The sequence below is a fragment of the Limnohabitans sp. 2KL-17 genome (assembly GCF_003063415.1).
Classification (GTDB): Bacteria; Pseudomonadota; Gammaproteobacteria; order Burkholderiales; family Burkholderiaceae_C; genus Limnohabitans_A.
Map to the genome: position 1 here is coordinate 68,331 of NZ_NESK01000007.1, position 24,140 is coordinate 92,470.

The following is a 24,140-nucleotide window of genomic DNA, read 5'->3' on the forward strand; positions in this document are numbered from 1 at the left end:
GCGCGAACGTGGCGTGTCCGATCATGCGCAATGCGGGTGGCGCGCGCCCTGACTTGGGTCAAGTTCGCAGTCAGGCCTTCGCCGATGGGCCCTGTTTCAGTCTGACGCCAGCATCGTGCCCCGGCATTTTTTGGCGCCGCAGCGGCAGGCATAACGGGCTTTGAGTGCCTCGGTCATCGGCTCGTCGCTGAACAAGCCATAGTCAAATGTCAGCTCTTCCCCCCGGAATACCGGCCTGCGCGTCTTGATGAAAATGCGCCCCTTCACCTCGTCAGGCGCGCAATTGGGGCGGCAAGAATGGTTGATCCATTTGGAGTCGTTGCCGCCATACAGCGCATCGATCACCCGGCCATCGTCCAGGTGAAAGTAAAACGTGTGGTCGGGGTTGTGGCTGTCGTGCGGATGGCGGCGAATGGCCTCGACCATGGTGATGACCTCGCCCACGTATTCAATGACCTTTTCACCCACCGCCATGTGGCGCGTGGCGAACACGCCTTTGCCGTGCACGCGGGATTGCTCAACCCAAATCGGGCTGTCAACGTGGGAATCGGACAAATCAACCATGGCGTCAGAACCGCAAAAAAATGTAACTAGGAGCATACCTGCGCCTTACCCAATCCAAAGCCACCCAACGCCCCCGCAAAACCACGCGGCAAAAGCTGGCGGATGCACTTGGGCTGTCAAATAAACAGACGGTGGGATGATTCACAGAGACTCCTAACTTGACGGCAATGAAAACCCGGAAGGCACCTAAATTAACAATTTTTCTTTAACAAACCGCGTTCAAGTCTTTTTTAATAAAAAAATTTGATGAAAATTTTATTAAGAGATAGACTATCCGTTCCTTGTGAAAGCTAAATCCATGGATCACCCCTATCGTGCAGGACGTTTCGTCCAACAAACTACTGGCTACAAAGCATTCATTCCTGCGCCACTGCCACCCGAACCGCCCCTGACTTACAGCGGCGAACTGCAAAGTCTGTTGTCCGACGCCGACCGCAACATCGGGCGACTCGATGCGCTGGCCTCCATGCTGCCCAATCCCGATTTGTTCGTGGCCATGTACGTTCGCCATGAAGCCGTTCTGTCATCGCAAATCGAAGGCACGCAAAGCACGCTGGAAGACGTGCTCGCCTTTGAAGCCGATGCGCTGCGTGATGACACACCCAAAGACGTAGAGGAAGTCGTCAATTACGTGCGCGCCATGAACCATGGCCTGAACCGCCTGCCAGACTTACCGCTGTCGCTGCGCTTGTTACGAGAAATTCATGCGGAGCTCATGAAAGGCGTCCGTGGCGGAGAAAAATCACCCGGGGAATTTCGAACCTCTCAAAACTGGATTGGCGGGCGTGGAAGTTCATTGCGTGACGCTTCATTCATTCCCCCGCCACCGCATGAGGTGATGAATGTCCTGGGTCAACTCGAAAAGTTCCTGCATGCAGAGCGTACGCAGGTTCCCTTGCTGATCCGCTGCGGTCTGGCTCATGCCCAATTCGAAACCATCCACCCCTTTCTCGATGGCAATGGCCGCGTAGGGCGACTGCTGATCACGCTGATACTCTGCGAAGAGAAAGCGCTGTCACGGCCCCTGCTCTACCTGTCGCTTTTCCTCAAAAAACACCGGGCCGAGTACTATGACCGCTTGACCGCCATTCGCATGCAAGGGCATTGGGAACAGTGGCTCATGTTCTTCCTTCGAGGCGTCAGCGCCACAGCACTGGCGGCCACGCAAACCGCAAAAGACATCGTGGCGATGCGCGACGCACACCGAAGTGAAGTCGCCAAGAACGCCAAGGCGCTCACATTGCTGGATCATCTGTTTCGCTACCCCACGGTATCGGTCAACAACGTGTGCAAGCTCATGAACTGCACATTCCCAACGGCAGCCAAATTGATTGCAAATTTCGAGTCTCGCGGCTGGCTGCAAGAACTGACAGGCCATGAACGCAACCGACTTTGGCGCTACCAACCCTATCTGAACCTTTTCGCCAGGGATAACATCGCAACATGACTGCACTGGAACTCCTGCAAAGCCTGAACCTGCTCGACGAAACCGAGCGCATCGAGGCCAAACGCGCTAGCGAGAGCGGCAAATCACTGCTCGAAACCGTGTGTGCCTTTGCCAACGAACCCAGCTTAGGAGGCGGCTGGCTGCTGCTGGGCGTGGAGCGCGAAGACCAAGCCCTGTTTCCCAGCTACCAAGTCGAAGGTGTGCCCCAGCCCTACAAACTCTGCGCCGACCTCGCCACCCAATGCCGCGAAACCTTCAACCAGCCCGTGCGCATTGAGCTGAGTACCGAGCAAGTCAACGGCATGGCTGTGATCGTGGCCTTCGTGCCCGAGGCGCAGCCACAAGACAAGCCCATTTTCTTCAAAGCCCAAGGCTTGCCCAAAGGCGCACTGCGTCGCGTGGGCAGCGTGGACCAGCACTGCACCGAAGACGATCTGGCCGTGTTTTACCAAGGCCGCCAGCGCGAAAGTTTTGACGCCAGCTTGGTGCCCGACGCGACCCTTGACGACATCGCCCCCGAGGCCCTAGCCGATTACCGCAAAACCCGCGCCGAAGCCAACCCCGACGCCGAAGAGCTGCGCTGGACCGACGATGAGCTGCTGCATGCGCTCGGCTGCATCGGCAAAGACGAGCAAGGCAGCTTACGGCTCACCTTGGCGGGCATCATCTTGTTTGGCAAACCCCAGGCGCTGCGCCGCTGCTTTCCCATGACTCGGGTGGACTACATCCGCGTGCCGGGCCGTGAATGGGTGCCCAACCCTGAACATCGTTTTGACACCATTGAACTGCGTGACCCCCTGTTCAGGTTGATCCGCCGCGCTCAAGCCGCCGTGCTGGACGACCTGCCCAAAGGCTTCGCCCTGAAAGAAGGTGACCTGCAACGCCAAGACAAACCCGTCATCCCCCAGCGCGTCATTCGCGAAGCACTGGTCAACGCCCTCATGCACCGCAGCTACCGCAGCCACAGCCCGGTGCAAATCATTCGCTACGCCAACCGGCTCGAAATTCGCAACCCCGGCTACTCACTCAAGTCGCCCGAGCATTTGGGCGAACCCGGCAGCGAGCCGCGCAACCCTCGCATTGCCAGCGTGCTGCACGAAACCCGTTTTGCAGAAACCAAAGGCAGCGGCATCCGCGTGATGCGAGACACCATGGAGCAAGCCGGCCTGACCCCGCCTCTGTTTGAATCCGACCGGAGCGATGACAAATTTGTGGCCCGCTACTTCTTTCACCACTTTTTGGGTGCCGATGACGTTGCGTGGCTGGCCCAGTTCAAAGATGCCCAGCTCAGCCCCGATGAAGCCAAAGCGCTGGTCATCGTGCGCGAGGCCGGCGCGATTGACAACGCCGCCTACCGGGATCTGAGCAAAGTGGACACCCTGACCGCCAGCGCCGCCCTGCGCCGCCTGCGCGATGCAGGCTTGCTGGTTCAGAAAGGCCGGGGCTCGGCCACCTACTATGTGCCCGCCGAACGATTAGGGCTGAGTAAAAACACAGTTAACAACGCCTTATCTGGTAACCCCGGTGCTTTATCTACCAACCCTGACGGCTTATCTACCAACCCTGACGGCTTATCTAGCAACCCCGAAGGCTTGTCTGGTAACCCCCAATCCAGCGCGCAAGACGCTGCCCGAGCTGCCCTGCTGGACGATCTGCCCGGGGTATTGGCTGCACGCATAGGTGGCTTTGGCCAAAGGCACCCTCCTGGCGAAGTGTGCGATGCCGTGGTCGAGCTGTGCAGCTTGCGTGAATGGTCAGCAGAAGAGCTGGCGGCGGTATTGCGCCGCCACCCACGGTATGTGCGCAACAACTACCTGCGCCCCCTCATGCGCGACGGCCGCCTGGCCATGACAAACCCCGAAGAACCCAACGATCCGCAACAGGCGTATCGAGCCCTATTTCAAAACAAAGCCTGACCCATGCCCACCCTCGACTGGCTTGACCGCCAAGCCGCCTTCTCAAAGGCTACCCAAACCGCTACGCATGTGCTGCGCCCCCACGCCGCAGGCCCCAACGCAAATGGCATTTTTGGCGATGCCGCTGCTGCCAAGGGCAACCTGCTGATCCAAGGCGACAACCTGCAAGCCCTCAAGGCCCTGCTGCCGTTTTACCGGGGGCAAGTGAAGTGCATCTTCATCGACCCGCCCTACAACACCAAGAGCGCGTTTGAGCACTACGACGACAACCTGGAGCACAGCCAATGGCTGAGCATGATGTTGCCGCGCTTGCAGATCTTGCGAGACTTGCTGAGCGAAGACGGCTCGATCTGGGTGACCATCGACGACAACGAAGGGCACTACCTCAAGGTGATGATGGATGAGGTGTTTGGGCGGGGAAATTTTGTGGCAAACGTTTTCTGGGAAAAAAAGTTCTCCCCACAAAATGACGCTCATCAACTCAGCATCAATCACGATCATGTGTTGGTATATGGCAAAACCCCTGGTGTGTGGCGGCCAAATTTGTTGCCACGAAGTGAAAAGCAAGCTGGCAGTTTTAAAAATCCTGATAGCGATCCACGAGGCCCATGGCTGTCAGCGGACTACACCTGCGCCAAATCAAATGAAGAGAGACCTAATCTTTATTACCCAATTCTGAACCCGTTTACTTTGCAAGAGGTTTGGCCATCGAGAACGAGAGTTTGGGCATTTGATCGGAGTTCAACCGAAGCAAATGCGAAAAACAATCTTCTTTATTGGGGCATCAATGGCTTGAACGAACGTCCCAGACTCAAAAAATTTCCAGACTCAATACAACAAGGCACGGTGCCAACTACGTTTTGGAGGCATGACGAAGTCGGGAATAACCAAGACGCGAAAAAAGAAATATTGGCATTTGATGCGCACGCCCCTTTCGCCACACCCAAACCAGAACGCTTGCTGCAGCGCGTCCTGCATCTGGCCACCAACCCCGGCGACCTCGTCCTCGACAGCTTCCTCGGCAGCGGCACCACGGCCGCCGTCGCCCACAAAATGGGCCGCCGCTGGATCGGCATTGAAATGGGCGAACACGCCACCACGCATTGCACACCGCGCTTGCAAAAAGTCATCGCCGGCGAACAGGGCGGCATCAGCACCGCCGTGGGCTGGCAAGGTGGCGGCGGGTTCCAACTGCTGCAACTGGGCGCACCGCTGTTTGACGAGCAAGGCGACATTCACCCCGAGGTGCGCTTTGCCGACCTGGCCGCATTCATCTGGATGCGCGAAACCGGCACCGCTTTGCCCACGCAAGCGGCCAGCGGCCCCCTGCCCTTGCTGGGTGTGCACGAGGGCACGGCGTATTACCTGCTGTTCAACGGCATCTTGGGTGACCGCCGCCCAGCCAGCGGCAATGTGCTGACCACGGCGGTGCTGCAAGCCTTGAACGAACTGTGTGGCCATGACGGTCCCAAGGTGATTTATGGCGAAGCCTGCCGCCTGGGCGATGCCAGGCTGAAAGCCGAAGACATTAGCTTCAAGCAATTGCCCCACGCGGTGCCGCGCTAAAGCGCATAAGCAAAAATTAAAAAACTCAGGGAGCAGTCCATGGCCTTATTGACCCTTAAGCGCTACCAGCAGCAATCGTTGGACGAGCTGGACAAATACCTGCGTGCGGCTCGCTTGACCGGCCCGCGCAGTGCTTTTGAAACGCAAACCGGTTTTGGCTACAACACCGACCCGTTTGGTGACATGCCCTGCGTGTGCCTGCGCATCCCGACCGGGGGTGGCAAGACGCTCATGGCCGCCGAGGCCATTGGCCGCATGGCGCGTGAATGGCCCACAGGTTTGGCGCAGCCTTTGGTGTTGTGGCTGGTGCCATCAGACACCATTCGCAGCCAAACGCTGAACGCTTTGCGCGCACCTGGCCACCCGTTTCGCCAAGCGTTGGCGCAAGGCGTGGGCGACGATGTGCGTGTGTGTGAGCTGGACGAGCTGGCCACGCTGTCGCCGCAAGACTATGCTCAAAAGGCTGTGGTGGTCGTGGCTACCATCCAGAGCTTCCGGGTGGAAGACACTGACCAGCGCAACGTGTACTCCTTCAGCGAGAAATTTGAGCCGCACTTCAAGGGCATGCCCACTGCACGCTTGCAGGTCTTGAACGACTTGCCCGACGCAGTGGTGACCGCCGAAGATGTGAGCAGCGCCAAAGCCGGGCGCGAGATGCTGGCGCGTTTTGTGGGGCAACTGCGCTGGAGCCTGGCCAACTGGCTGGCCCTGCATCAACCCTATGTGATCGTGGACGAAGCGCACAACACCAAGACCGAGCGCAGCTTTGAAGCGCTCAAACGCCTGAACCCGTGTTTGATTTTGGAGCTAACGGCCACGCCCGTGCCCAAGCGCACCAATGTGTTGTTCCATGTGTCGGCCCAGCAGCTGCAGGCCGAAGACATGATCAAGATGCCGATTGCCTTGGTAGAGCACACCCGGGGCTGGCAGGCTGCGGTGTTTGATGCTGTGCAAAACCAGCGCTTGCTGGAGGCCGAAGCCCAGCAAGAAGAAGCAGATGATGGGACGAACAAGGGCGACTACATCCGCCCCATCGTCTTGCTGCAAGCGCAAAACAGCACCGAGCCGGTGAATGCCGATGCCCTGCGCCAGCACCTGATTGAGCAGCTGCACATTCCTGAAGACCAAATCAAGATCGCCACGGGCACACAGCGCGAACTGGAAGGCCTGGACCTGTCGGCCCGCGATTGCGCGGTGCGCTACATCATTACCGTGCAGGCCTTGCGAGAAGGCTGGGACTGCCCGTTTGCCTACATCCTCTGTTCGGTGCAATCCATCCGGTCTGCAGCCGCCATTGAGCAGTTGCTGGGGCGCGTGCTGCGCATGCCTTATGCCAAAAAGCGCAGCCGCCCCGCCCTGAACAAAGCGTATGCCCACATCACGGAGACTGAAACTGGTTTGGCCGCCAACGCGTTGGCCGACCGATTGATTGACGGCATGGGTTTTGACCCGTTGGACATGTCGTCCATGATCGCGCCACAACTGCCTTTTGGTTGGGCAGATGGGCACGGTGATGGGCCTTTGTATGACGCCTTGGCCCGACAAGTGGCATTGCCATCGCTTCAAGTGGATGTGCCTGCGGGCAAGCCCCTACCCGCCCAAGTACAAGCCGCAGTGGACCAGGGTCTGGCCAGCGTGAGCACGGACGGAACACGCCAGCGCGTGCAGTGGCGCGGCGCGGTACCGGATGCCGTGGCGCAAGAATTGGCGTCGCTGCTGCGCGGCAAGCAAAAGGAACAGTTGGGCCAAAGCATTGAACGCCACAACGCCGTGGTGCAGGGTGCACTGGCCCCCAGTAACCGGGGCGAAGTGTTTGCAGTGGTGCCGCGTTTGGCTTACCGACCCGGTGGTGCGCAAGGTGAACTGCAATTGCTGGAGCGCGAGTCGGTCACCGAAGAACTGGACTTGAACTTGCTTGCCGAGCCTGTCTCCTTGTCTGGCTTTCACATGGCCGAGCAAGGCACGCTGTGGGAGGTTTATTTGGACGGCACACGCCTGCGCGTGGGCAAAGGCGATGCCGAGCAATTGCCGCTGGATGCGGTGAGCACCACCATCAGCGAAGAAGACCTGGCCCGCTGGCTGGCGGCTGAGTTGCAACACCCCTCGCGCAATGCGGCGCGTGACGTGCTGCCCGCGCACCTGCGCGCTTTTGTGCTGGCCACGATTCGGCACCTGATCAACGAACAGCGCATTCCCTTGGCCCAGCTGGCACGCCATCAATACCCGTTGATGCAAAAAATTGCACTGAAGATTGAGGAGATGCGGGACAAAGCCGCCAAGACCTCGTTCACCCAACTGGTGTTAGACGGTGGCTGGGCGCTGGAAACCTCGCCACAAATTGCCTTTGTGTTTGAGGCCAACCGCTACCCGGTGCCAACCAACAAGCTGTATCGGGGTAAGTTTAAATTTAGCAAACACTACTACCCCGTGCCCGCCGACCTGGAGGACGGCGGCGAAGAATGGCGCTGCGCACTGGCCATTGAAGAACATTCGCAAGTGAAGCGCTGGGTGCGCAACCTCGATTCCGACCCCGTGGCGGGGTTCTGGCTACCCACATCCAGCGGGCGCTTTTACCCTGACTTTGTTTGCGAACTGACCGATGGCCGTGTGCTGGTGGTTGAGTACAAGGGCAGCCATATCAGCGGCATGGCCAAAGAAATCGAAAAAGGACAAGTGGGCAAGGTCTGGGCTGAACACAGCGGGGGCACGGCTTTGTTTGCAATGGTGTTCAAGAACTTGGATGGGAGGGGGGTGGGGCAGCAGCTCGATGCAATCATTTAAAGGCTGGTTTTAGCTTACATACAATTTCAACCTTCAATGTGAGTCGTTCTTGCCTGAGCTTGCCTTTCTTGTAGATAGAAAACACATGCTCAGCACCTAGCAAGCAGCCATTGACCGAGCGTGTGCCTGATTTCGTCAACAAGTTAGCGATTGCCTCAAAAGTCAGTTGTTCTCTTTTACGCAACAAAAAGACCCTGCCAAACAGCCCTTGCTGACTGTTTGAGTAGGGTCCAATGAAAAGCGCCTTGCTTTTCAGTTTGACGACCATGACCACTCTTGTCAGATCGTCAAAATTACTCACTGGCTGAACTACTCCACGGTCACGCTCTTCGCCAAATTCCTCGGCTTGTCCACATCCGTGCCCCTTGCGCAAGCCGTGTGATAGCTCAACAACTGCAAGGGCACAACGTGCAGGATGGGTGAGAGCACGCCGTAGTGCTCGGGCATGCGGATCACGTTCACGCCTTCGCTGCTTTCAATCTTTGTGTCGACGTCGGCCAGCACATACAGCACACCACCCCGGGCGCGCACTTCCTGCATGTTGCTCTTGAGTTTTTCCAGCAGTTGGTCGTTGGGGGCGACGGTGACCACCGGCATGGCGCTGGTCACCAGGGCCAGCGGGCCGTGTTTCAGCTCGCCTGCGGCATAGGCTTCGGCGTGGATGTAGGTGATTTCCTTGAGCTTGAGCGCGCCTTCCAGGGCGATGGGGTAGTGCGTGCCGCGGCCTAAAAACAGGGCGTTTTCCTTGCTGGCAAATTCTTGCGCCCAGCTGATGATTTGCGGCTCCAGCGCCAGCACGGCTTGCAGCGCAGCGGGCAGGTGGCGCATGTCCTTGATGTGCATGGCCTCTTCTTCGTCCGACAGGCGGCCTTTGGTCTGCGCCAGCGCCAGCGTGAGCAAAAACAAGCCTGCAAGCTGCGTGGTGTAGGCTTTGGTCGATGCCACGCCGATCTCGGTTCCGGCGCGGGTCACATAGGCCAGCTTGCATTCGCGCACCATGGCGCTGGTGGACACGTTGCAAATGGTCAGGGTGTTCGTCATGCCCAGGCTTTGCGCGTGGCGCAGTGCAGCCAGCGTGTCAGCGGTCTCGCCGCTTTGGGTGATGGTGACGATCAGCGTGTTGGGGTTGGGCACCGATTCGCGGTAGCGGTATTCGCTGGCGATCTCGACCTGGCAGGGCACTTTGGCGATGGCTTCGATCCAGTACTTGGCCACGCAGCCGCTGTAGTAACTGGTGCCGCAGGCCAAAATCAAAACGTTGTCGATGGCTTTGAAGATGGCATATGCGCCGTCGCCAAACAGTTCAGGCGTGATGCCTTCGACGCCTTCCAGCGTGTCGGCAATGGCGCGCGGCTGCTCGAAAATTTCCTTTTGCATGTAATGGCGGTAAGGGCCCAACTCTGCTGCGCCACTGTGTGCGTGCACAGTCTTCACAGCACGGGTCACGGCCTTGTGGTCACGGTCCACCACCCAGTATTTGCCCAGCTGGATGTCGACCACATCGCCCTCTTCCAGGTACAAGATCTGGTCGGTCACACCGGCCAGCGCCATCGCGTCACTGGCCAAAAATGTTTCACCGTGGCCAACGCCCAAAATGAGGGGCGAGCCGGCGCGGGCGCCAATCACGCGCTGCGGCTCGTCCTTGTGAAACACCGCGATGGCATACGCGCCGTGTAACTGGAGAATGGCGGTCTTGACGGCTTCGAAAATATCGCCGTCGTACAGACTGTCCACCAAGTGGGCGATGACCTCGGTGTCGGTCTGGCTCAAGAACACGTAGCCCTTGGCTTGCAACGCAGCGCGCAGTTCTTCGTGGTTCTCGATGATGCCGTTGTGCACCAAGGCGACACGCCCTGGCCTGTCAGGGGCGCCTGCCAAATCAGCGCCAGGCTGAGCAAGGGCGGGTCCGTGGCTGAAGTGCGGGTGCGCGTTGTGCACCGCAGGCACGCCGTGCGTGGCCCAGCGGGTGTGCGCGATGCCGGTGCCGCCTTCGATGTGATCGGCAGTGACTTGGTCCATCAGTTCGGCCACGCGTGATGTGCTGCGGGCGCGTTGCAGGCCACCCTTTCCGCCGTTCAGGCTGGCCGAATGCACGGCCACACCGCAGGAGTCATAGCCCCGGTATTCGAGCCGCTGAAGGCCCTGAACGAGGATGGGAACGATGTTGCGGGAAGAAACGGCGCCGACGATGCCACACATGGTGATGCTCCTGATGAGGTGTTGTCCATAAACTGTGGCGATGTTAGGCCTTGTCTTGTAAAATTTCAGGTCAATTAATTTTGTAAATTGGTGTTTTATTTCAAAATTCGAAATGACTGAAATTAAATTTTATTAAAATACTTTTTATGGAATTAAATAAACTCGACGCCATCGACCTGCAACTGCTGGACAGTCTGCAACACGACGCCAGCCTGAGCAATGTGGCTTTGGCCGACAAGGTGAATGTGTCGCCCCCCACTTGCCTCAGGCGCGTCAAGCGTCTGGCCGATGGGGGCTGGATCGAGCGGCAAATTGCCGTGCTGAACGCCGACCAACTGGGCGCCAGCCTGGGCCATGGCCTGAGCGCTTTGGTGGAGGTGTCGCTGGACAAACAAGGCGCTGAACACCTGGACACTTTTGAGGCCCGGGCCGTGGCGCACGGTGCGGTGCAGCAATGCTGGCGTGTCTCGCCGGGACCGGACTTCATGCTGGTGGTGCAGGCCCGGGACATGCCGCATTACCTGGCGATCAGTCAGGCCCTGTTCACGCAAGACGCCAATGTGCGGAATGTGAAAGCGTTTTTTGCCACCAAGCGGGCCAAGTTCACCACGACCTGGCCCCTTTTCAAGTAGGGGCGTGGGCGCCGCTGCACGCAGACCTGAGCCTATTTTTTCTTGTTGGGCCGAGCCCAGTTGGCGATGCTGATTTGCTTGCCCCGCGCCACGCTCAAAGCGCTGGGCTCGGTGCTCTTGGTGATGGTTGAGCCGCCGCCCACGGTGCCACCTGCGCCAATGGTGACCGGGGCCACCAGCACGCAGTTGCTGCCAATGTGCACGTCGGCTTCGATGATGGTTTGGTGCTTGTTGGCACCATCGTAGTTGGCCGTGATGCTGCCCGCGCCATAGTTCACGCGTTCGCCCACGGTGGCGTCGCCCAGATAGGCCAGGTGGTTGGCTTTGGCGCCCTTGGCCAGGGTGGAATTCTTGACCTCCACAAAGTTGCCAATGTGCACCTCAGCGCCCAATTGGGCGCCAGGGCGCAGGCGGGCAAACGGACCGACCAAGGCGCCCTCGCCCACGCTGACGCCCAGCTTTTCGCCGTCGATGTGGGTGAAGGGGTGGATCACGGCGCCCGCCGCAATGGCGCAATTGGCAATCACGCAGTTCGCGCCAATCTTCACGCCTTCGCCCAATTCAACACGGCCTTCAAAAATGCAGTTCACATCGATTTCGACGTCTTGTGCGCAATCGAGTTGGCCGCGCAAATCGAAGCGAGCCGGGTCTTTCAGGCGCACGCCTTGTTCCATCAGGCGATGGGCTTGGCGCAGTTGGTGGGCACGCTCCAGTTCGGCCAATTGCACAGGGCTGTTGATGCCCGCCACCTGCAATGGGTCATCAATCTTGTGCGCCACCACGGACACACCATCGGCCACAGCCAGTTTCACCACATCGGTCAGGTAGTACTCGCCTTGCACGTTCTGGTTGTCGATGCGGCCCAGCCAGTTTTTGAGCCGCTTTGCAGGTACTGCCATGATGCCGCTGTAGACCTCTTGGATCTGGCGCTGGGCGTCGGTGGCGTCTTTGTGCTCAACGATGGCTTGTACCTTTTGGCCATCGCCACCACCACCCCGGACGATGCGGCCATAGCCGGTGGGGTCGGCGAAGTCGATGGTCAGAAGCGCCAAATGTTGGCCGCCGCACTGGGCAATCAGGGCTTGCAAGGTGTCGGCCTGGGTCAGGGGCACGTCACCCGACAAAATGACCACCACCCCGTCGTCAGCCAAGGCGGGCACGGCCTGCTGTACGGCGTGGCCCGTGCCCAACTGCGGCTCTTGTCGCACGCACCGCACGGCCAGCGCCTGGCCCGGGACCAACAACAAGGGCTCGACCTGGTCGGCACCATGACCGGTGATGACCACCGCCGAACGGGCGTTGAGCTGCGCGGCCGTGTTCAAGACATGCTGCACCAATGGCACTCCCGCCAGGCGCTGCAACACTTTGGGCCATCGGCTTTTCATGCGCGTGCCTTTGCCAGCGGCCATCACGACGACATCAACGGGAAACGGGTGACTCATACTCATGGGCGTCTTTCTAAAGCGCGCTGCTGATCGGCGCAGCACACAGGCTTCGATTATCGCCAGACTGGGCACCGGTCCTGCCGTGCTTGAGCCCCATCGAAAGAAGGGCTTCACAATGCATGGACAATTGTTAAAGTTAATGTCCGCTGCTTTTACTTGAAGCCAGCCAAATCCCAACACCTTGCGGAGCCTTGAATGAGATCACCCCTTTGGACTGCGGCCATGCTCAGCATGACTTTTTTCATGGCCAGTTGTGGGGGCGGGGGCAGCGATGTGACCCCAAACACTTCACCTGACCAAGTGTCCTGTGGTTTTGTCCCGAAATACGCTGACGGATTTTCCAACGGTAGCGGCAGACCCATCAACTTGACTGCAACGACAGAGCCGCAACCCATTTCCCAATGCAGCATCACTTCACTGACCTTTGTCACTGTGGGTTTATGCCTGAAGGACGCTGTATTGAGTGAGTTGACTGCGAAATTGACTCAACCAAACAACACTGAAATCAGCGTTGCCCTGACAGCCCCAGCTTCAGCTCAGCCTTCTTGCTTGACCGATGGGACGCTGATGACTTTCTCCTTGCCTGCAGCCTCAATCAACCAGACCAATGGGTTGTGGAAACTTTCAGTCACCGACACCAATAACGCCCAATACAACAATGGGTATCTTGTAGGTTGGTCACTTCAGCTGACTGGCAACAGATGATCCGTGGGTTCATTTGCTTATTTGGCTTGCTGCTGCTGCAAGGCTGCAGCGCCATCAAGCTGGGCTACCAACAGCTGCCCACCCTTTCTTACTGGTGGCTCGACAGTGCCATCTCGTTCAATGACACCCAGACCGATCGGGCCAAAGAGGCGCTGAACAGCGTCTACCGCTGGCACCGCCAGCAAGAGCTGGTCGCTTACCTGGATTTGTTGCAACGCGGCTCAGAACTCAGCCAGACCTCTGTGCAAGCCAGCCAAGTCTGCAGCGTTCAGGCCGATATCCTCAACAAAATGGACCGGGCCATGCGCGTGGCGATCACCCAAGCCGCCCCTGTGGTGCAGATGCTGGGGCCGCGCCAACTGAGCCACCTGGCACGGCACCAGGACAGCAAGAACGAAGACTGGGACAAGGAATGGCTGCAAGGCAGCGATACCGAAAGGCTGGCGCGGCGTCTGGACAAGACGCTGGAGCGCTACAAATCGTTTTATGGCGAGCTGAGTGCCGCACAAGTCGCCTTGGTCAAAACCCAGCTGAGCCAGTCGGCATGGACCCCGGAATGGGGTCGGCAAGAGCGGCGGCGGCGCGAACAAGATTTGCTGTCGACCTTGCGGCAACTGGCGCAAAGCAACGCACCCACAGAACAGGCTGAAGCGGCGCTTTGGGGCGTCTGGCAACGCTGGTTCATGCCGCCCGACCCAGCAGGCAGCGCGTTGGTGCAAAAGATGACACAGCAAAACTGTGACAACATGGCCCAGTTGCACAACACCACCAGCCCCGAACAGCGGCAACGGGTGGCACGCGCTCTGCGCGGCTATGACCGCGACATCCGGGACCTGCTCAAGCCCTGAGTTGCCCCTAAAAGCGTCGGGCATACCCACAAAAAACCCGCCGGGTCAAGGCGGGTTTTTTAATGGGCATACAACCTCTTGCTTCAGCTTTGCAGCGCTTTCCACATCTCCATGTCGCGCTCGGCGGTCCAGATGCGGGGGTTCTTGATGCCACTGGCTTCGTCGTAGGCACGGGTCACATCAAACGGCAGGCAGTGCTCGTAAATGAACACATGGCCGAAGATCGGGTCCATGCTCTTGCGGGTATGGGCCATGGCGGCTTTCAAATCCATCTTGCCGGCAACAGCTTCCTTGCCCGCCTTGAAAAGCGTTTCAACCCAGCGCTTGGTGTAATCCAGGGCCTTGTTGACATTGGCGTTGCCCTTCATGGCTTCGCCGCGACCGGGCACGATGAACTCGGCCTTGAGGGCACGCAGGGCTTCCAAAGTGGCGGGCCACTCTGCCAGCTGGGCGTCACCGGTGTACACACCGGCTTCGTATTCAACCAAGTCGCCCGAGAACAGCACTTTTTCCTCTTCCACCCAGGCGATCGTGTCGCCACGGGTGTGGCCCGGACCTGGATGCCAGATCTGCACCACCACGCCGCCCAAGTTGATACTGAGCTTGCCGGGCACCTGGCCTTTGGTGGGGTTGCCGCCAGCGATCACCATGGTTGGCCAGGTCAGGCCGGTGACGCTGTCTGCGCCGCGAAACAAGCGTGGGAAGCGTTCCATCTCGCTTTTCATGTCTTGAGCGCCGCGCTCTTTGATCAGGTCAAGCGTGCCTTCGCTGGCAATGATTTCAGTCGCGCCTTCGGCGGCGTAGGCATAAGCACCCAGCACGCGCACCGCGTGGTAATGGGTCAGCAGCACATATTTGATGGGCAGATCGCTGACGGTGCGGATCTTCTTGATCAGGTCTTGCGCCATGGCCGGCGTGGCGGTGGCGTCGCTGACCATGATGAATCGATCCCCAATGATCACGCCCGAATTGGGGTCGCCCTCGGCGGTATAGGCCCAGCAGTGCGCACTGAGTTGCTCGAAGGTGATTTTCTTTTCGCTCAGGTCGGCCTGACTGGCAAATGCTTTGGTAGTGGCTTTGGACATGGTGATTTCTCGGGTCAATGAACAGTCTGCATTTTACCTAAACGAAATGCGTTACGGATTGGTGAATTGGGCTTGACCATCAACCCAGCCCTTTTTCGAGCATGGCAATGACTTCATCGGCAAAGGCGGCATAGCTGATCGGACCACCGGGGCGCAGCCAGGTGAAGGTCCAGTTGATCATGCCCAGCAGCATCATGGTCAGGGCCGTTTGGTTGGTCGGAGTCAGGCGCTCAGGGTAGGCGCGCTTCATGAAACGGGTCATGGCGGCCACGATGTCACGCTGGCGATTCAGGATCAGTTCGCGCGGCGATGTGGGCACCGAGCCCAGCGATGGATCGGGCACATCGCTCAAAAACTGGGTGTCGTTGAGCAAGGCCGCATGCCGGGTGGCCGAGGTTTCGTATTCCTGCAAGAACGCCCGCACCAGCTCGTGCAGGGCCGCCCGATCGTTCAGATCCTTGCGCTGCGCGGTGGCCTCGGTTTGCGCAATCAGCGCCAGCAGGCGCTGGGTGTGGCGGTCCAGCAAGTCAAACAGGATCGCCTCTTTGCTGTCGTAATAGTGGTAAAGCCTTGCCTTGGAGGTGCCGCAGGCGGTGGCGATCTCGTTCATGCTGGCCGCCGGGTAGCTGCTCTGGGCAAAGCATTGCGCGGCGATGTCCAAAATGGCGTCGCGCTTGATGTCGTGGGTTGCTGATTTGGGTCGGGCCATGGCGACATTTTGCCAGCCATGGCCCAAGAGCACCTTCAGGGGGCCGCCGGTCAACCGGGCGAGACCGACTCAAACCGGCAGGTCACATGACTGAGGAGGACGCGAAAAGGGACGCCACAGTCCACGCACCAGACGGCCAGTCGTCCAAGCCAATAACCCCAAAGTCTGCACCCACTGCCGCGCCAGCTCGGACAGGCTGTTTTCGGGCGAAGGGCGTGCCGATAGACAATGCGGCATTTCACACAAGTCAAAGTGCAGGACCTCGTGGGCGTGGCGCGCCTCAATGACCAGACGGGCTCCGGCGGGCACATCGATGATTTGCCCGGCCTCCAGAAAATGATCCCCATCGCTTCGGGCCCAATGCCCGATCGGTTTTTCCAAGGTGATCCATGCGCAACCCTGCACAATCAACAACTGGGTATCTTTCCGGGGCAGCAGGCTCATGGCACGCTGGGAAGCCAGATGCCAGGCGCCTGTCCAGCGAATAGTTTTCAGCTTTTGACAGTCTTGCAAAGAAGTGCACGGATCGGGTTCGGACATCTCCATCTCCAGGTTTCCATCGACACCGACAACATCGTCGGCACAGTCATGATGTAATCTAAAGCATTCACCGTCCAATGAAAATACTCACCCACATTGATGCATTCAAAGCATGAATAAAAAAGCGCAGCACCCGTATCATGGCCCTCACCATGACGCCCGCTTCAACCCCATCCTCACCGCTAGCCCCCGCTTCTGGGTCCGTTACTGCTGCCCGCACCCGTTCCATCTCCATGAGCTACCTGCGGGCATTCGAGGCGGTCGCGCGGCATCTGAACTTCAGGGTGGCGGCCGAAGAACTGGCCCTGACCCAAAGCGCTGTCAGCCGGCAGATCCAGTCGCTGGAGAACGAGGTGGGTACCTCGCTGTTTTTGCGACACACCCGCTCGGTAGAGCTGACCAGCGCAGGCAACCTGCTGCACCGGTCAGCCAGCACATCGCTGGAGCGCATCGACTCGGCGGTGCGGCAAATCCGCCAGAGCAGTGGTCGCCAAAGTGTGTCGATCACCACCTGGTCCTCGTTTGCCAGCATGTGGCTGATTCCACGACTGGAGGCGTTTCAGCGCGAACACCCTGACATCGACATACGCATCGATGCCACCGATGCGGCCGTGGACATGAACAACACCGACGTGGATCTGGCTTTGCGCTACGCCAACCCCAGCCAAATCAGCGGTGGCGCCATGCGCCTCTTTGGCGAACAGCTGACTGTGGTCGCCAGCCCATGGCTATTGAAATCACAGCCCATCCGCAATGTGGCCGATTTGATGCGCTGCACACTGATCGAAGCGGGCGACGTCTACCGCATCCAACACATGGAATGGCTGAGCTGGCAGCGCTGGCTTGACACATTCAGCCCTCATGCCCCAGGCAAAACAGCCGCCCCATCCCCTGCTCGCTGGTTGTATTTCAACTACACCCACCAGATCGTGCAGGCCGCACTCACCGGCCAGGGCGTGGCCTTGGCACGCCAGCCTCTGGTGGCAGAGAGCCTGGTCAACGGTGACCTGGTGGAAGTGCTGCCAGAGATGCGATTGAGTTCACCGCTGGCTTATTGGCTGCTTGTGGCCCCCCGCAGCAAGGCGCGGGCTGAAGTGCGCGCCTTTTGCGACTGGCTGCGCCAACAGGCCGATAACACCCGCTTGACCACTGGCGATGTGTCTGACCCCGAGACGCTGGCCTCACCCGATTAAAGTAAACGGACGGAGATCACCAAAGCGGTCATCAAAGCGGCCACACCACCCCGTTGTCGTTGAGGATCGCATCCAGTGGTTCGTCGTGCGCTTCGGGCTCCAGATCGTCCACAAAGCCGTGGGTGAAGCCCAGGCCCACCGTGAAGGGTTTGGGCTGAAGGGTGGCCAGCGTGCGGTCGTAAAAGCCCCCGCCGTAGCCAAGTCGGTAGCCGCCTGTGCCATAGCCCACACAAGGCACAAACAGCAAAGTCGGCACGATGATTTCAGTGTCTTTGGGTTTGGGGATGCCGTAGGCGTCTTCTTCCATCGGGCAGCCGGGGTACCAAGTGTGAAAAGTCAGGGTTTTGTGCTGCTTGTTGACCACGGGCAAACCAATGCGGCGGCGCTGTGGCTCACCATTGAGCTCGCCGTCTTCCTTCCAGCGGTGCAAGGCGGGCAAGGGGTCAAACTCACCTTTGATCGGCCAATAGGCGCCGATCACGGTTTCGGGCCGGTCAAACAGCCAGATGCGCATGACGCGCTGCAGGGCTTCTGCGCGTGCCAGGCGGTCTGACAGGTTCAGCCTTTCTTCAATCAAGGCTTTTCGTAAGGCTTTTTTAGCTTCGGCTTTGTCCATAATCGACCCATGAAATTCACTCAGATTCTGACACTGGTTTGTGCATTGGCTGCGACAGGCCTCTTGAGCACCCACACCCAGGCCCAAGCCCAGGCCCCAAACAAGGGCGACGACGTCATCCTGGAGATGCACCAGGCCTTTCGAAAAGCCGATAAAAACCGCTTGTCTGCGCTGCTGCCCCAAACCCGGGGCCATGTGCTGGAGCCTTTGGCCGGTTACTGGGAAATGCGCACGCGCTTAGACGTGGCCCCGCCCTCAGAGATCCGCAGCTTTTTGACCAGCTATGCAGGCAGTTATTACGAAGACCGCCTACGCGCCGACTGGCTGCTGCAACTGGGCAAGCGCCGTGACTGGGCCACTTTCACCGCCGAATACCCGAGCTACCGCATGCGCGATGACCGCGAGGTGCGCTGCTACGCCCTGGCCACAGAGGCCATGAACAGCAAGGCCAATGTGTCCGAAGAAGCCAAACGCTTGTGGTACGCCCTGCGCGAAGCCGACGAGGGTTGCACCTATGTGGCCGAGCATTTGCATTCAGGCAAACAGATCAATGGCCTGGACCTGTGGCGCAAGGCACGCCTGGCCATGGACGCCAACCGCCCCCGCCCTGCGCAGGCTGCTGTGGACATCGAAGCGCCGCGTTTGTCCGAGCAAGTGACACTGATCCACGCCGACCCGGAACGGTATCTGGACAAACGCATCATTGCCATCACCCGCAACCGCAAGGAATTGGCAGTGCTGGCCTTGATCCGCTTGGCCGCCAGCCAGCCCGACAAGGCCGCCGAGTTGCTAGACAAGCGCTGGTCCATTCAACTGAGCCAGGAAGAGCGCAACTGGACCTGGGGGGTCATTGGCAAGCAAGCCGCACAGAAGCTGCAGGACAACGCCAGCAGCTACTTTGCCAAGGTGCAAAAAGACAGCGACCTCAACGACGATTTGCTGGCCTGGAAAGTGCGCGCAGCTTTGCGCCAGGGCCAATGGCGCCAGGTGCTCACGGCCACACAGGCCATGAGCCCCGAGTCGCAAAAAGATCCCGCATGGGTTTACTGGCGCGCACGCGCCCTGAGCGCCACAGCCCAAGACGACGCACAGCGCCAGGAAGCCCAGGGCTTGCTGCGCGGCATCGCCAGTGTGAAGGGCTTCTACGAGCAACTTTCTCTTGAAGAGCTGGGCCAGACCATCAACGCACCCGAACGTCCCAGCGCGCTGACCCCGCCAGAAAAAGCTGGGGCCTTGATCAACCCGGGTTTGCAACGTGCGCTGTACGCCATCGCCATCGGTTTGCGCCCCGAAGGCAACCGCGAATGGAACTACAGCACCAACCTGCACAGCCCCGGCGGCATGAGCGACCGTGAGCTGCTCGCCGCCGCCGATCTGGCTTGCCAACGTCAGGTGTGGGACCGCTGCATCAACACCAGCGACCGCACAAAAAACGTGATCGACTTTGACCAGCGCTTTCCCATGCCACTGCGCGACATCGTGGTGCGTCGGGCCGGAGACATCAAACTCGACCCGGCTTATGTGTATGGCCTGATCCGCCAGGAAAGCCGCTTCATCATGGACGCACGCTCACACGTGGGCGCGTCGGGCCTGATGCAAGTCATGCCCGCCACCGCCAAGTGGACGGCCAAAAAAATCGGCTTGACCAACTTCACCCCCGAGCAAATCACCGACCGCGAAGTCAACGTGGCCATTGGCACCGGCTACCTGAAACTGGTGCTGGACGACTTTGAAGAATCCATGCCCATGGCCACTGCGGCCTACAACGCCGGCCCCAGCCGCTCGCGCAACTGGCGCAAGGGCCCTGTGCTGGAGGCCGCCATCTGGGCTGAAAACATTCCGTTCCAGGAGACGCGCGATTACGTGAAAAAAGTGCTGTCCAACACCACCAACTACGCTGCCATCCTGACGCGACAGCCCCAGTCGATCAAGGCGCGCTTGGGGTCAGTGGGGCCACGCAACTCACCGAACGCCGAGGTGAACCAGGACTTGCCTTGAGCAAACGCGAGCAGGCCGAGACGCAAGGGCTCTGAGGCCCTTCAGGCGGCTGACTCGGAGCCCAGCAACTCGTCCAGATTGGCCTTGATTTTTTCTTCGATGCGGGCGCTGTAGGCACCCAGCAAAAAGCCCAGCTTGAGTTGCAGGTCAAAGCGGGTTGCGCTCACCGCCAGTTCCCCACTCACCCCGCTTCGGGCAAAGCGCAGCAGGTCTTGGGTTTCGCCCGACTCAGACTCACACGCCATGCCCCACTCTTGCTCGGCTTGCTCTCGCCAGCGCTCGGCCACTTCGCGCGCACCGGCCAAACCCAATGCGTGTTCGCGCTCAATTTTCAGTTCAGGCATGGGTCATGTCCTTGGCGAGTAACGCCGTGAATTCGGGGTCCGGAGCCACCTCCACCAGGCAGTCGTAAAACACCGGGGCACGGCCCAAATCGGTCAGGTTCTGGCTGGTCAATTCGTTCACATTGGTGCCATTCAGACCCAGCTTGCGCCACCAGATGCCCAGGCCATTGACCACGCCAGGCCGGGCACGCTTGTTGACCCGCGCCTTGCAGTGGTAACTGCCACGGTCGTTGAACACCTTGACCACACTGCCGTCGGCAATGCCGCGCTGCAAAGCATCTTGCGGGTGCATCTCCAGCACCGGCTCGGCTTCGATGTCGCGCAGGCTTTTGACGTTGACAAAGCTGGAGTTCAAAAAGTTGCGGGCAGGCGGCGAGATCATGGCCAGGGGGTAACGACCGCCCGGCGTGGCCAACTCGTAATTGGGCAAATGATCAGGCAAACCGTCCAGGCCCTGGTCGGCCAGCCGTTGGCTGAAAAATTCGCAGCGCCCTGAAGGCGAGGGGAACCCACCCTGCGCAAACGGTGCATCGGGCAGCGGCAAGGAGGCAAAGCCGTTGGCCAGCAGCTGCTCAAAATCCTTCTCGTCGCCGATGGCACTGCGGCACAGACTTTCGTCACTCTCGGTAAAACAGGGCTCGTCAAAACCCATGCGCTGCGCCAGCGCCCTGAAGATGCCGGTGTTGGTGCGGGCTTGTCCAACGGGTGCAATGGCGGGGCGGTTCAGCAGCACATCGGTGTGGCCATAGCTGGTGTGGATGTCCCAGTGCTCCAGCTGGGTGGTGGCCGGCAAGATGAAGTCGGCGTAGTCGGCGGTGTCGGTCTGGAAATGCTCGAGCACCACGGTGAACAGGTCTTCGCGGGCAAACCCCTGCACCACCTTGCCCGACTCGGGCGCAATCGCCACCGGGTTGCTGTTGTAAACGATCAGGGCTTCAATCTTGGGGCCAAATTCGGGCGATGCCGGGCGCAACAAATCGTCCCCAATTGTGGCCATATTGACCGTACGCGGGCGCCGCTCGCCCAACAAATCGGGCCGCTGCAAGGCCGCACGCCGAACCGGGAAATGCCCCGAGCTGCTCAACAGCAAGCCACCCGCACGGTGCCTCCAGGCGCCTGTCAGCGCGGGCAAACAGGCCACAGCCCGCACCGCGTTACCGCCCCCGCGCACACGCTGCATGCCGTAGTTCAGGCGGATGGCTGCGGGCTGGGTGGTGCCCCAATCGAGCGCCAGTTGCCGGATCTGCGCTGCCGGCACGCCGCACACATCGGCAGCGCGTTCGGGTGTCCACTGCAGTGCCCGAGCGCGCAGGCCCTCCCAGCCCAGGGTGTAGCGGTCGATGTAATCGGTGTCGAGCCAGTTGTGGACGATCAGTTCGTGCATCAAGGCCAGCGCCAGCGCGGCATCGGTGCCGGGTCGGATGGCGATGTGCTCGTGACATTTTTCGGCCGTTTCAGTGCGCCGTGGGTCGATGCAGACCAACTTGGCGCCCTTGCGTTTGGCCTCTTGGGCGATGCGCCAGAAATGCAGGTTGCTACCGATCGAGTTGCTGCCCCAAATCACGATGAGTTTGGATTCGACAAAAAACTCGACCTTCATGCCCACCTTGTCGCCCAGGGTCTGGGTCAGGGCCTCTGCCCCGGCCGAGGCGCAAATCGTGCGGTCCAGCAGCGAGGCGCCCAGCTTGTGGAAAAAACGCCCAGCGATCGATTCGCTTTGCACGTGGCCCATGGTGCCGGCATAGCTGTAGGGCTGCACCGCTTGGGGGTCGCGCGCGGCAATGACTTTCAGACGGTCTGCAATGGCATCCAGCGCCTCGTCCCAGCCCACGGGCTCGAACTGCCCCGAACCCTTGGGGCCCACCCGTCGCAACGGTTGCAGCAAACGATCGGGGTGGTAAGTGCGCTCGGTGTAGCGCGAGACCTTGGTGCACAACACGCCATCGGTGGGAGCGTGCGCGGGGTTGCCCTGGACCCTGGTGGCGCGGCCCTGCTCGACCGTGGTCAGCAAAGCACAGGTGTCAGGGCAATCGTGCGGGCAAGCGCCGCGCACAAGGGTGGAGGTGGGAACTTCGTTCATGGGGCGGGTGTCGTGCGTCATATTAAAAGTGAAAGTCGATTGTCGCGCAACCCTTCAACGAGCCTCGGGCCGCTGCCCAGCCACACATTGACCCACAGCCGCGTCACCCCGCTGCCAGCAGGGGCTGGCCGCCCAGTCGTCGCGCTCGGGTATCCCATCCATACGGATTTGGGCCACACGGGTATCAAGCAGGCGCACCCCTTGTTTGTCCAGTACCAAGCGCAAGACCCAGCCGCGTCTCTGGTTGGCGTTGTCGGTCTCTTTCATCACGAAGTTGCCCACGCTGTAAATGACGGGCTTTCCCAAGATGTGTTCAATGTCTTGCGTTACGTGGGGGTGCCCACCAATCACGGCGTCTGCACCGGCCGCGACCATCAACCGGGCCAGTTGCCGCTGGCGAGAATTGGCAACAACTTCATTTTCCCAACCCCAATGCATGATGGGAATGACCAGATCCGCACGGTGGACCTGGCGGGCTTGGCGAATGTCGTCCACCACCTGTTCGTCTTCGCTCCAGGCCACACCTGGGGCATCGTGGTCGGCTTCAAAACTGCGCGGGATGAATTCGTTGTAGCTCAGGATCGCAATCCGCAGACCATGGCGCTCGATGATCCAGGGGGCATGGGCCTCCTTCAAATTTCGCCCACCGCCCACCTGGGCCAAGCCCGCTTTTTTCAACAAGCCGAGCATTTCGGCGAAGGCCTCGCGGCCAAAATCGCCCGAATGGTTGTTGGCCAGCGCAACGCCATCAAAATGGGTCTTGAGCACGGGCAAGACGCGTGGGTGCGCCCTGAAAGTGAAATTTTTTTGCCCAGCGCTGCCCCCGGTGGCCACCACGCACTCCAGGTTGGCGATGCGGATATCGGCACCCGCAAATACGCTTGAAAAATCGGCAAAAGGGTCGCCCCCACGGGCAATCAGGGCGCCGGGGTCATCGTCGAGCACCGTGTCCCCCGCAAACACCAAGGTCACGGGCCGACCCGAAGAGAGTACCGGTTGGGCCCATGCCTGGGCAAGCCAACACACAGCCGCTAAGGCGACAAACAGCTTTTTCATGGCGCCATTCCCTCCAGGGTGCAGCTGTAAATCAGCTCCCGCTCTTGCTGACCGCCGTACACATGTTGCTGGCCCGTGATCGGCCAGGGCTGTGCGGATGGCAGGTAAGGCGGCAAATATTTGGCCTGGTGCAGCAAGACCGGGTGGGGGTCGGCATCCAGGTAGGTGTACAAAAGAATGCGATCCACCCGGGTGGCATCCCCCACCATGACCGCCTTGAACCGGAATCGCCCCAATATGTCCACCGATGGCACCGGGTACGGGTCGGCCACCGGTTGGGCCACCACGGTTTGGGTGGCGCCAGCGTAGGTCACCTGGCAAGTGAGTTTCGGCTCGGCAGCCGCCGCGGTGCAAAGCAGCGCCCCCAAAAGCTCAAAACGGCACGCATGGTCACGGACACTGAATTGGAATTGGAA

General features: G+C 59.8%; 21 protein-coding genes. 9 read left to right on the forward strand and 12 right to left on the reverse strand.

The window, feature by feature from the left end:
• Window positions 1-96: 96 nt before the first annotated feature.
• Window positions 97-564, reverse strand: coding sequence for an SET domain-containing protein (locus B9Z45_RS04740; protein ID WP_108406080.1), 468 nt, complete (start codon window positions 562-564; stop codon window positions 97-99).
• A gap of 298 nt (window positions 565-862) precedes the next feature.
• Here B9Z45_RS04740 and B9Z45_RS04745 point away from each other — a divergent pair, with 298 nt between their 5' ends.
• Genes B9Z45_RS04745 through B9Z45_RS04760 form a run of 4 tightly spaced genes read left to right on the forward strand, consistent with a single transcriptional unit; the run spans window position 863 to window position 8,274 of the window.
• Window positions 863-2,011: a Fic family protein gene (locus B9Z45_RS04745; protein ID WP_108406081.1), complete on the forward strand. Its 1,149-nt coding sequence runs from the start codon at window positions 863-865 to the stop codon at window positions 2,009-2,011.
• Window positions 2,008-3,927, forward strand: coding sequence for an ATP-binding protein (locus tag B9Z45_RS04750; protein ID WP_108406082.1), 1,920 nt, complete (start codon window positions 2,008-2,010; stop codon window positions 3,925-3,927). Before B9Z45_RS04745 ends, B9Z45_RS04750 begins: the two co-directional genes overlap by 4 nt.
• 3 nt (window positions 3,928-3,930) lie before the next feature.
• The gene (locus B9Z45_RS04755; protein WP_108406083.1) at window positions 3,931-5,493 is read left to right on the forward strand and encodes a site-specific DNA-methyltransferase; all 1,563 of its coding nucleotides are present in this window, start codon (window positions 3,931-3,933) and stop codon (window positions 5,491-5,493) included.
• 39 nt (window positions 5,494-5,532) lie between these two features.
• Window positions 5,533-8,274 carry a DEAD/DEAH box helicase gene (locus tag B9Z45_RS04760; protein WP_108406084.1) on the forward strand — a complete coding sequence of 914 codons (2,742 nt, stop codon included), beginning with the start codon at window positions 5,533-5,535 and terminating at the stop codon, window positions 8,272-8,274.
• Here the strand turns inward: B9Z45_RS04760 and B9Z45_RS04765 are convergent.
• Complete coding sequence (locus tag B9Z45_RS04765; protein WP_108406085.1) at window positions 8,267-8,542, reverse strand: hypothetical protein; 276 nt, start codon at window positions 8,540-8,542, stop codon at window positions 8,267-8,269. The genes B9Z45_RS04760 and B9Z45_RS04765 overlap by 8 nt on opposite strands.
• Before the next feature lie 41 nt (window positions 8,543-8,583).
• Window positions 8,584-10,473, reverse strand: a complete 1,890-nt coding sequence (glmS, locus tag B9Z45_RS04770) for a glutamine--fructose-6-phosphate transaminase (isomerizing) (protein ID WP_108406086.1) — start codon at window positions 10,471-10,473, stop codon at window positions 8,584-8,586.
• Between the two features lie 146 nt (window positions 10,474-10,619).
• On the opposite strand from glmS, the gene B9Z45_RS04775 reads away from it, so the two are divergent.
• On the forward strand, window positions 10,620-11,105 hold the full coding sequence (locus B9Z45_RS04775; RefSeq protein WP_108406087.1) for an Lrp/AsnC family transcriptional regulator: 486 nt from the start codon (window positions 10,620-10,622) through the stop codon (window positions 11,103-11,105).
• Window positions 11,106-11,137: 32 nt separating this feature from the next.
• Here B9Z45_RS04775 and glmU read toward each other — a convergent pair whose 3' ends face one another.
• Complete coding sequence (glmU, locus tag B9Z45_RS04780) at window positions 11,138-12,553, reverse strand: bifunctional UDP-N-acetylglucosamine diphosphorylase/glucosamine-1-phosphate N-acetyltransferase GlmU (protein WP_108406088.1); 1,416 nt, start codon at window positions 12,551-12,553, stop codon at window positions 11,138-11,140.
• Between the two features lie 219 nt (window positions 12,554-12,772).
• Here glmU and B9Z45_RS04785 point away from each other — a divergent pair, with 219 nt between their 5' ends.
• Together B9Z45_RS04785 and B9Z45_RS04790 are read left to right on the forward strand one after the other, a co-directional pair.
• Entirely contained in the window at window positions 12,773-13,255 is a 483-nt protein-coding gene (locus B9Z45_RS04785; protein ID WP_158270380.1) for a proprotein convertase P-domain-containing protein, read from the forward strand.
• On the forward strand, window positions 13,252-14,103 hold the full coding sequence (locus B9Z45_RS04790; protein WP_108406090.1) for a DUF6279 family lipoprotein: 852 nt from the start codon (window positions 13,252-13,254) through the stop codon (window positions 14,101-14,103). The genes B9Z45_RS04785 and B9Z45_RS04790 overlap by 4 nt, the downstream gene beginning before the upstream one ends.
• Before the next feature lie 83 nt (window positions 14,104-14,186).
• On the opposite strand, the gene B9Z45_RS04795 is transcribed toward B9Z45_RS04790, so the two are convergent.
• The 3 genes from B9Z45_RS04795 to B9Z45_RS04805 all read right to left on the reverse strand — a co-directional run bounded on the left by B9Z45_RS04795 (window position 14,187) and on the right by B9Z45_RS04805 (window position 16,437).
• On the reverse strand, window positions 14,187-15,188 hold the full coding sequence (locus B9Z45_RS04795) for an MBL fold metallo-hydrolase (protein ID WP_108406091.1): 1,002 nt from the start codon (window positions 15,186-15,188) through the stop codon (window positions 14,187-14,189).
• A 79-nt stretch (window positions 15,189-15,267) separates the two neighbouring features.
• Window positions 15,268-15,897, reverse strand: coding sequence for a TetR/AcrR family transcriptional regulator (locus tag B9Z45_RS04800; protein WP_108406143.1), 630 nt, complete (start codon window positions 15,895-15,897; stop codon window positions 15,268-15,270).
• A 69-nt stretch (window positions 15,898-15,966) separates the two neighbouring features.
• The gene (locus B9Z45_RS04805) at window positions 15,967-16,437 is read right to left on the reverse strand and encodes a DUF2917 domain-containing protein (protein WP_158270381.1); all 471 of its coding nucleotides are present in this window, start codon (window positions 16,435-16,437) and stop codon (window positions 15,967-15,969) included.
• A 140-nt stretch (window positions 16,438-16,577) separates the two neighbouring features.
• Between B9Z45_RS04805 and B9Z45_RS04810 the strand changes: the two genes are divergently transcribed.
• Window positions 16,578-17,630 carry a LysR substrate-binding domain-containing protein gene (locus B9Z45_RS04810; protein WP_370445806.1) on the forward strand — a complete coding sequence of 351 codons (1,053 nt, stop codon included), beginning with the start codon at window positions 16,578-16,580 and terminating at the stop codon, window positions 17,628-17,630.
• Between the two features lie 31 nt (window positions 17,631-17,661).
• Here the strand turns inward: B9Z45_RS04810 and B9Z45_RS04815 are convergent, their stop codons facing one another.
• Entirely contained in the window at window positions 17,662-18,246 is a 585-nt protein-coding gene (locus B9Z45_RS04815; RefSeq protein WP_108406093.1) for a 5-formyltetrahydrofolate cyclo-ligase, read from the reverse strand.
• Between the two features lie 9 nt (window positions 18,247-18,255).
• Between B9Z45_RS04815 and B9Z45_RS04820 the strand changes: the two genes are divergently transcribed.
• Window positions 18,256-20,244 carry a lytic transglycosylase domain-containing protein gene (locus B9Z45_RS04820; protein ID WP_108406094.1) on the forward strand — a complete coding sequence of 663 codons (1,989 nt, stop codon included), beginning with the start codon at window positions 18,256-18,258 and terminating at the stop codon, window positions 20,242-20,244.
• Between the two features lie 41 nt (window positions 20,245-20,285).
• On the opposite strand, the gene B9Z45_RS04825 is transcribed toward B9Z45_RS04820, so the two are convergent.
• Genes B9Z45_RS04825 through B9Z45_RS04840 form a run of 4 tightly spaced genes read right to left on the reverse strand, consistent with a single transcriptional unit; the run spans window position 20,286 to window position 24,038 of the window.
• Window positions 20,286-20,588, reverse strand: a complete 303-nt coding sequence (locus B9Z45_RS04825) for a polyhydroxyalkanoic acid system family protein (RefSeq protein WP_108406095.1) — start codon at window positions 20,586-20,588, stop codon at window positions 20,286-20,288.
• Window positions 20,581-22,668: a molybdopterin-dependent oxidoreductase gene (locus B9Z45_RS04830; protein WP_108406145.1), complete on the reverse strand. Its 2,088-nt coding sequence runs from the start codon at window positions 22,666-22,668 to the stop codon at window positions 20,581-20,583. The genes B9Z45_RS04825 and B9Z45_RS04830 overlap by 8 nt, the downstream gene beginning before the upstream one ends.
• Before the next feature lie 54 nt (window positions 22,669-22,722).
• Window positions 22,723-23,724 (reverse strand): CapA family protein, encoded by a 1,002-nt coding sequence (locus B9Z45_RS04835; protein WP_108406096.1) that lies wholly within the window; start codon window positions 23,722-23,724, stop codon window positions 22,723-22,725.
• Window positions 23,721-24,038 (reverse strand): hypothetical protein, encoded by a 318-nt coding sequence (locus B9Z45_RS04840; protein ID WP_233252077.1) that lies wholly within the window; start codon window positions 24,036-24,038, stop codon window positions 23,721-23,723. The genes B9Z45_RS04835 and B9Z45_RS04840 overlap by 4 nt, the downstream gene beginning before the upstream one ends.
• Window positions 24,039-24,140: the final 102 nt, after the last annotated feature.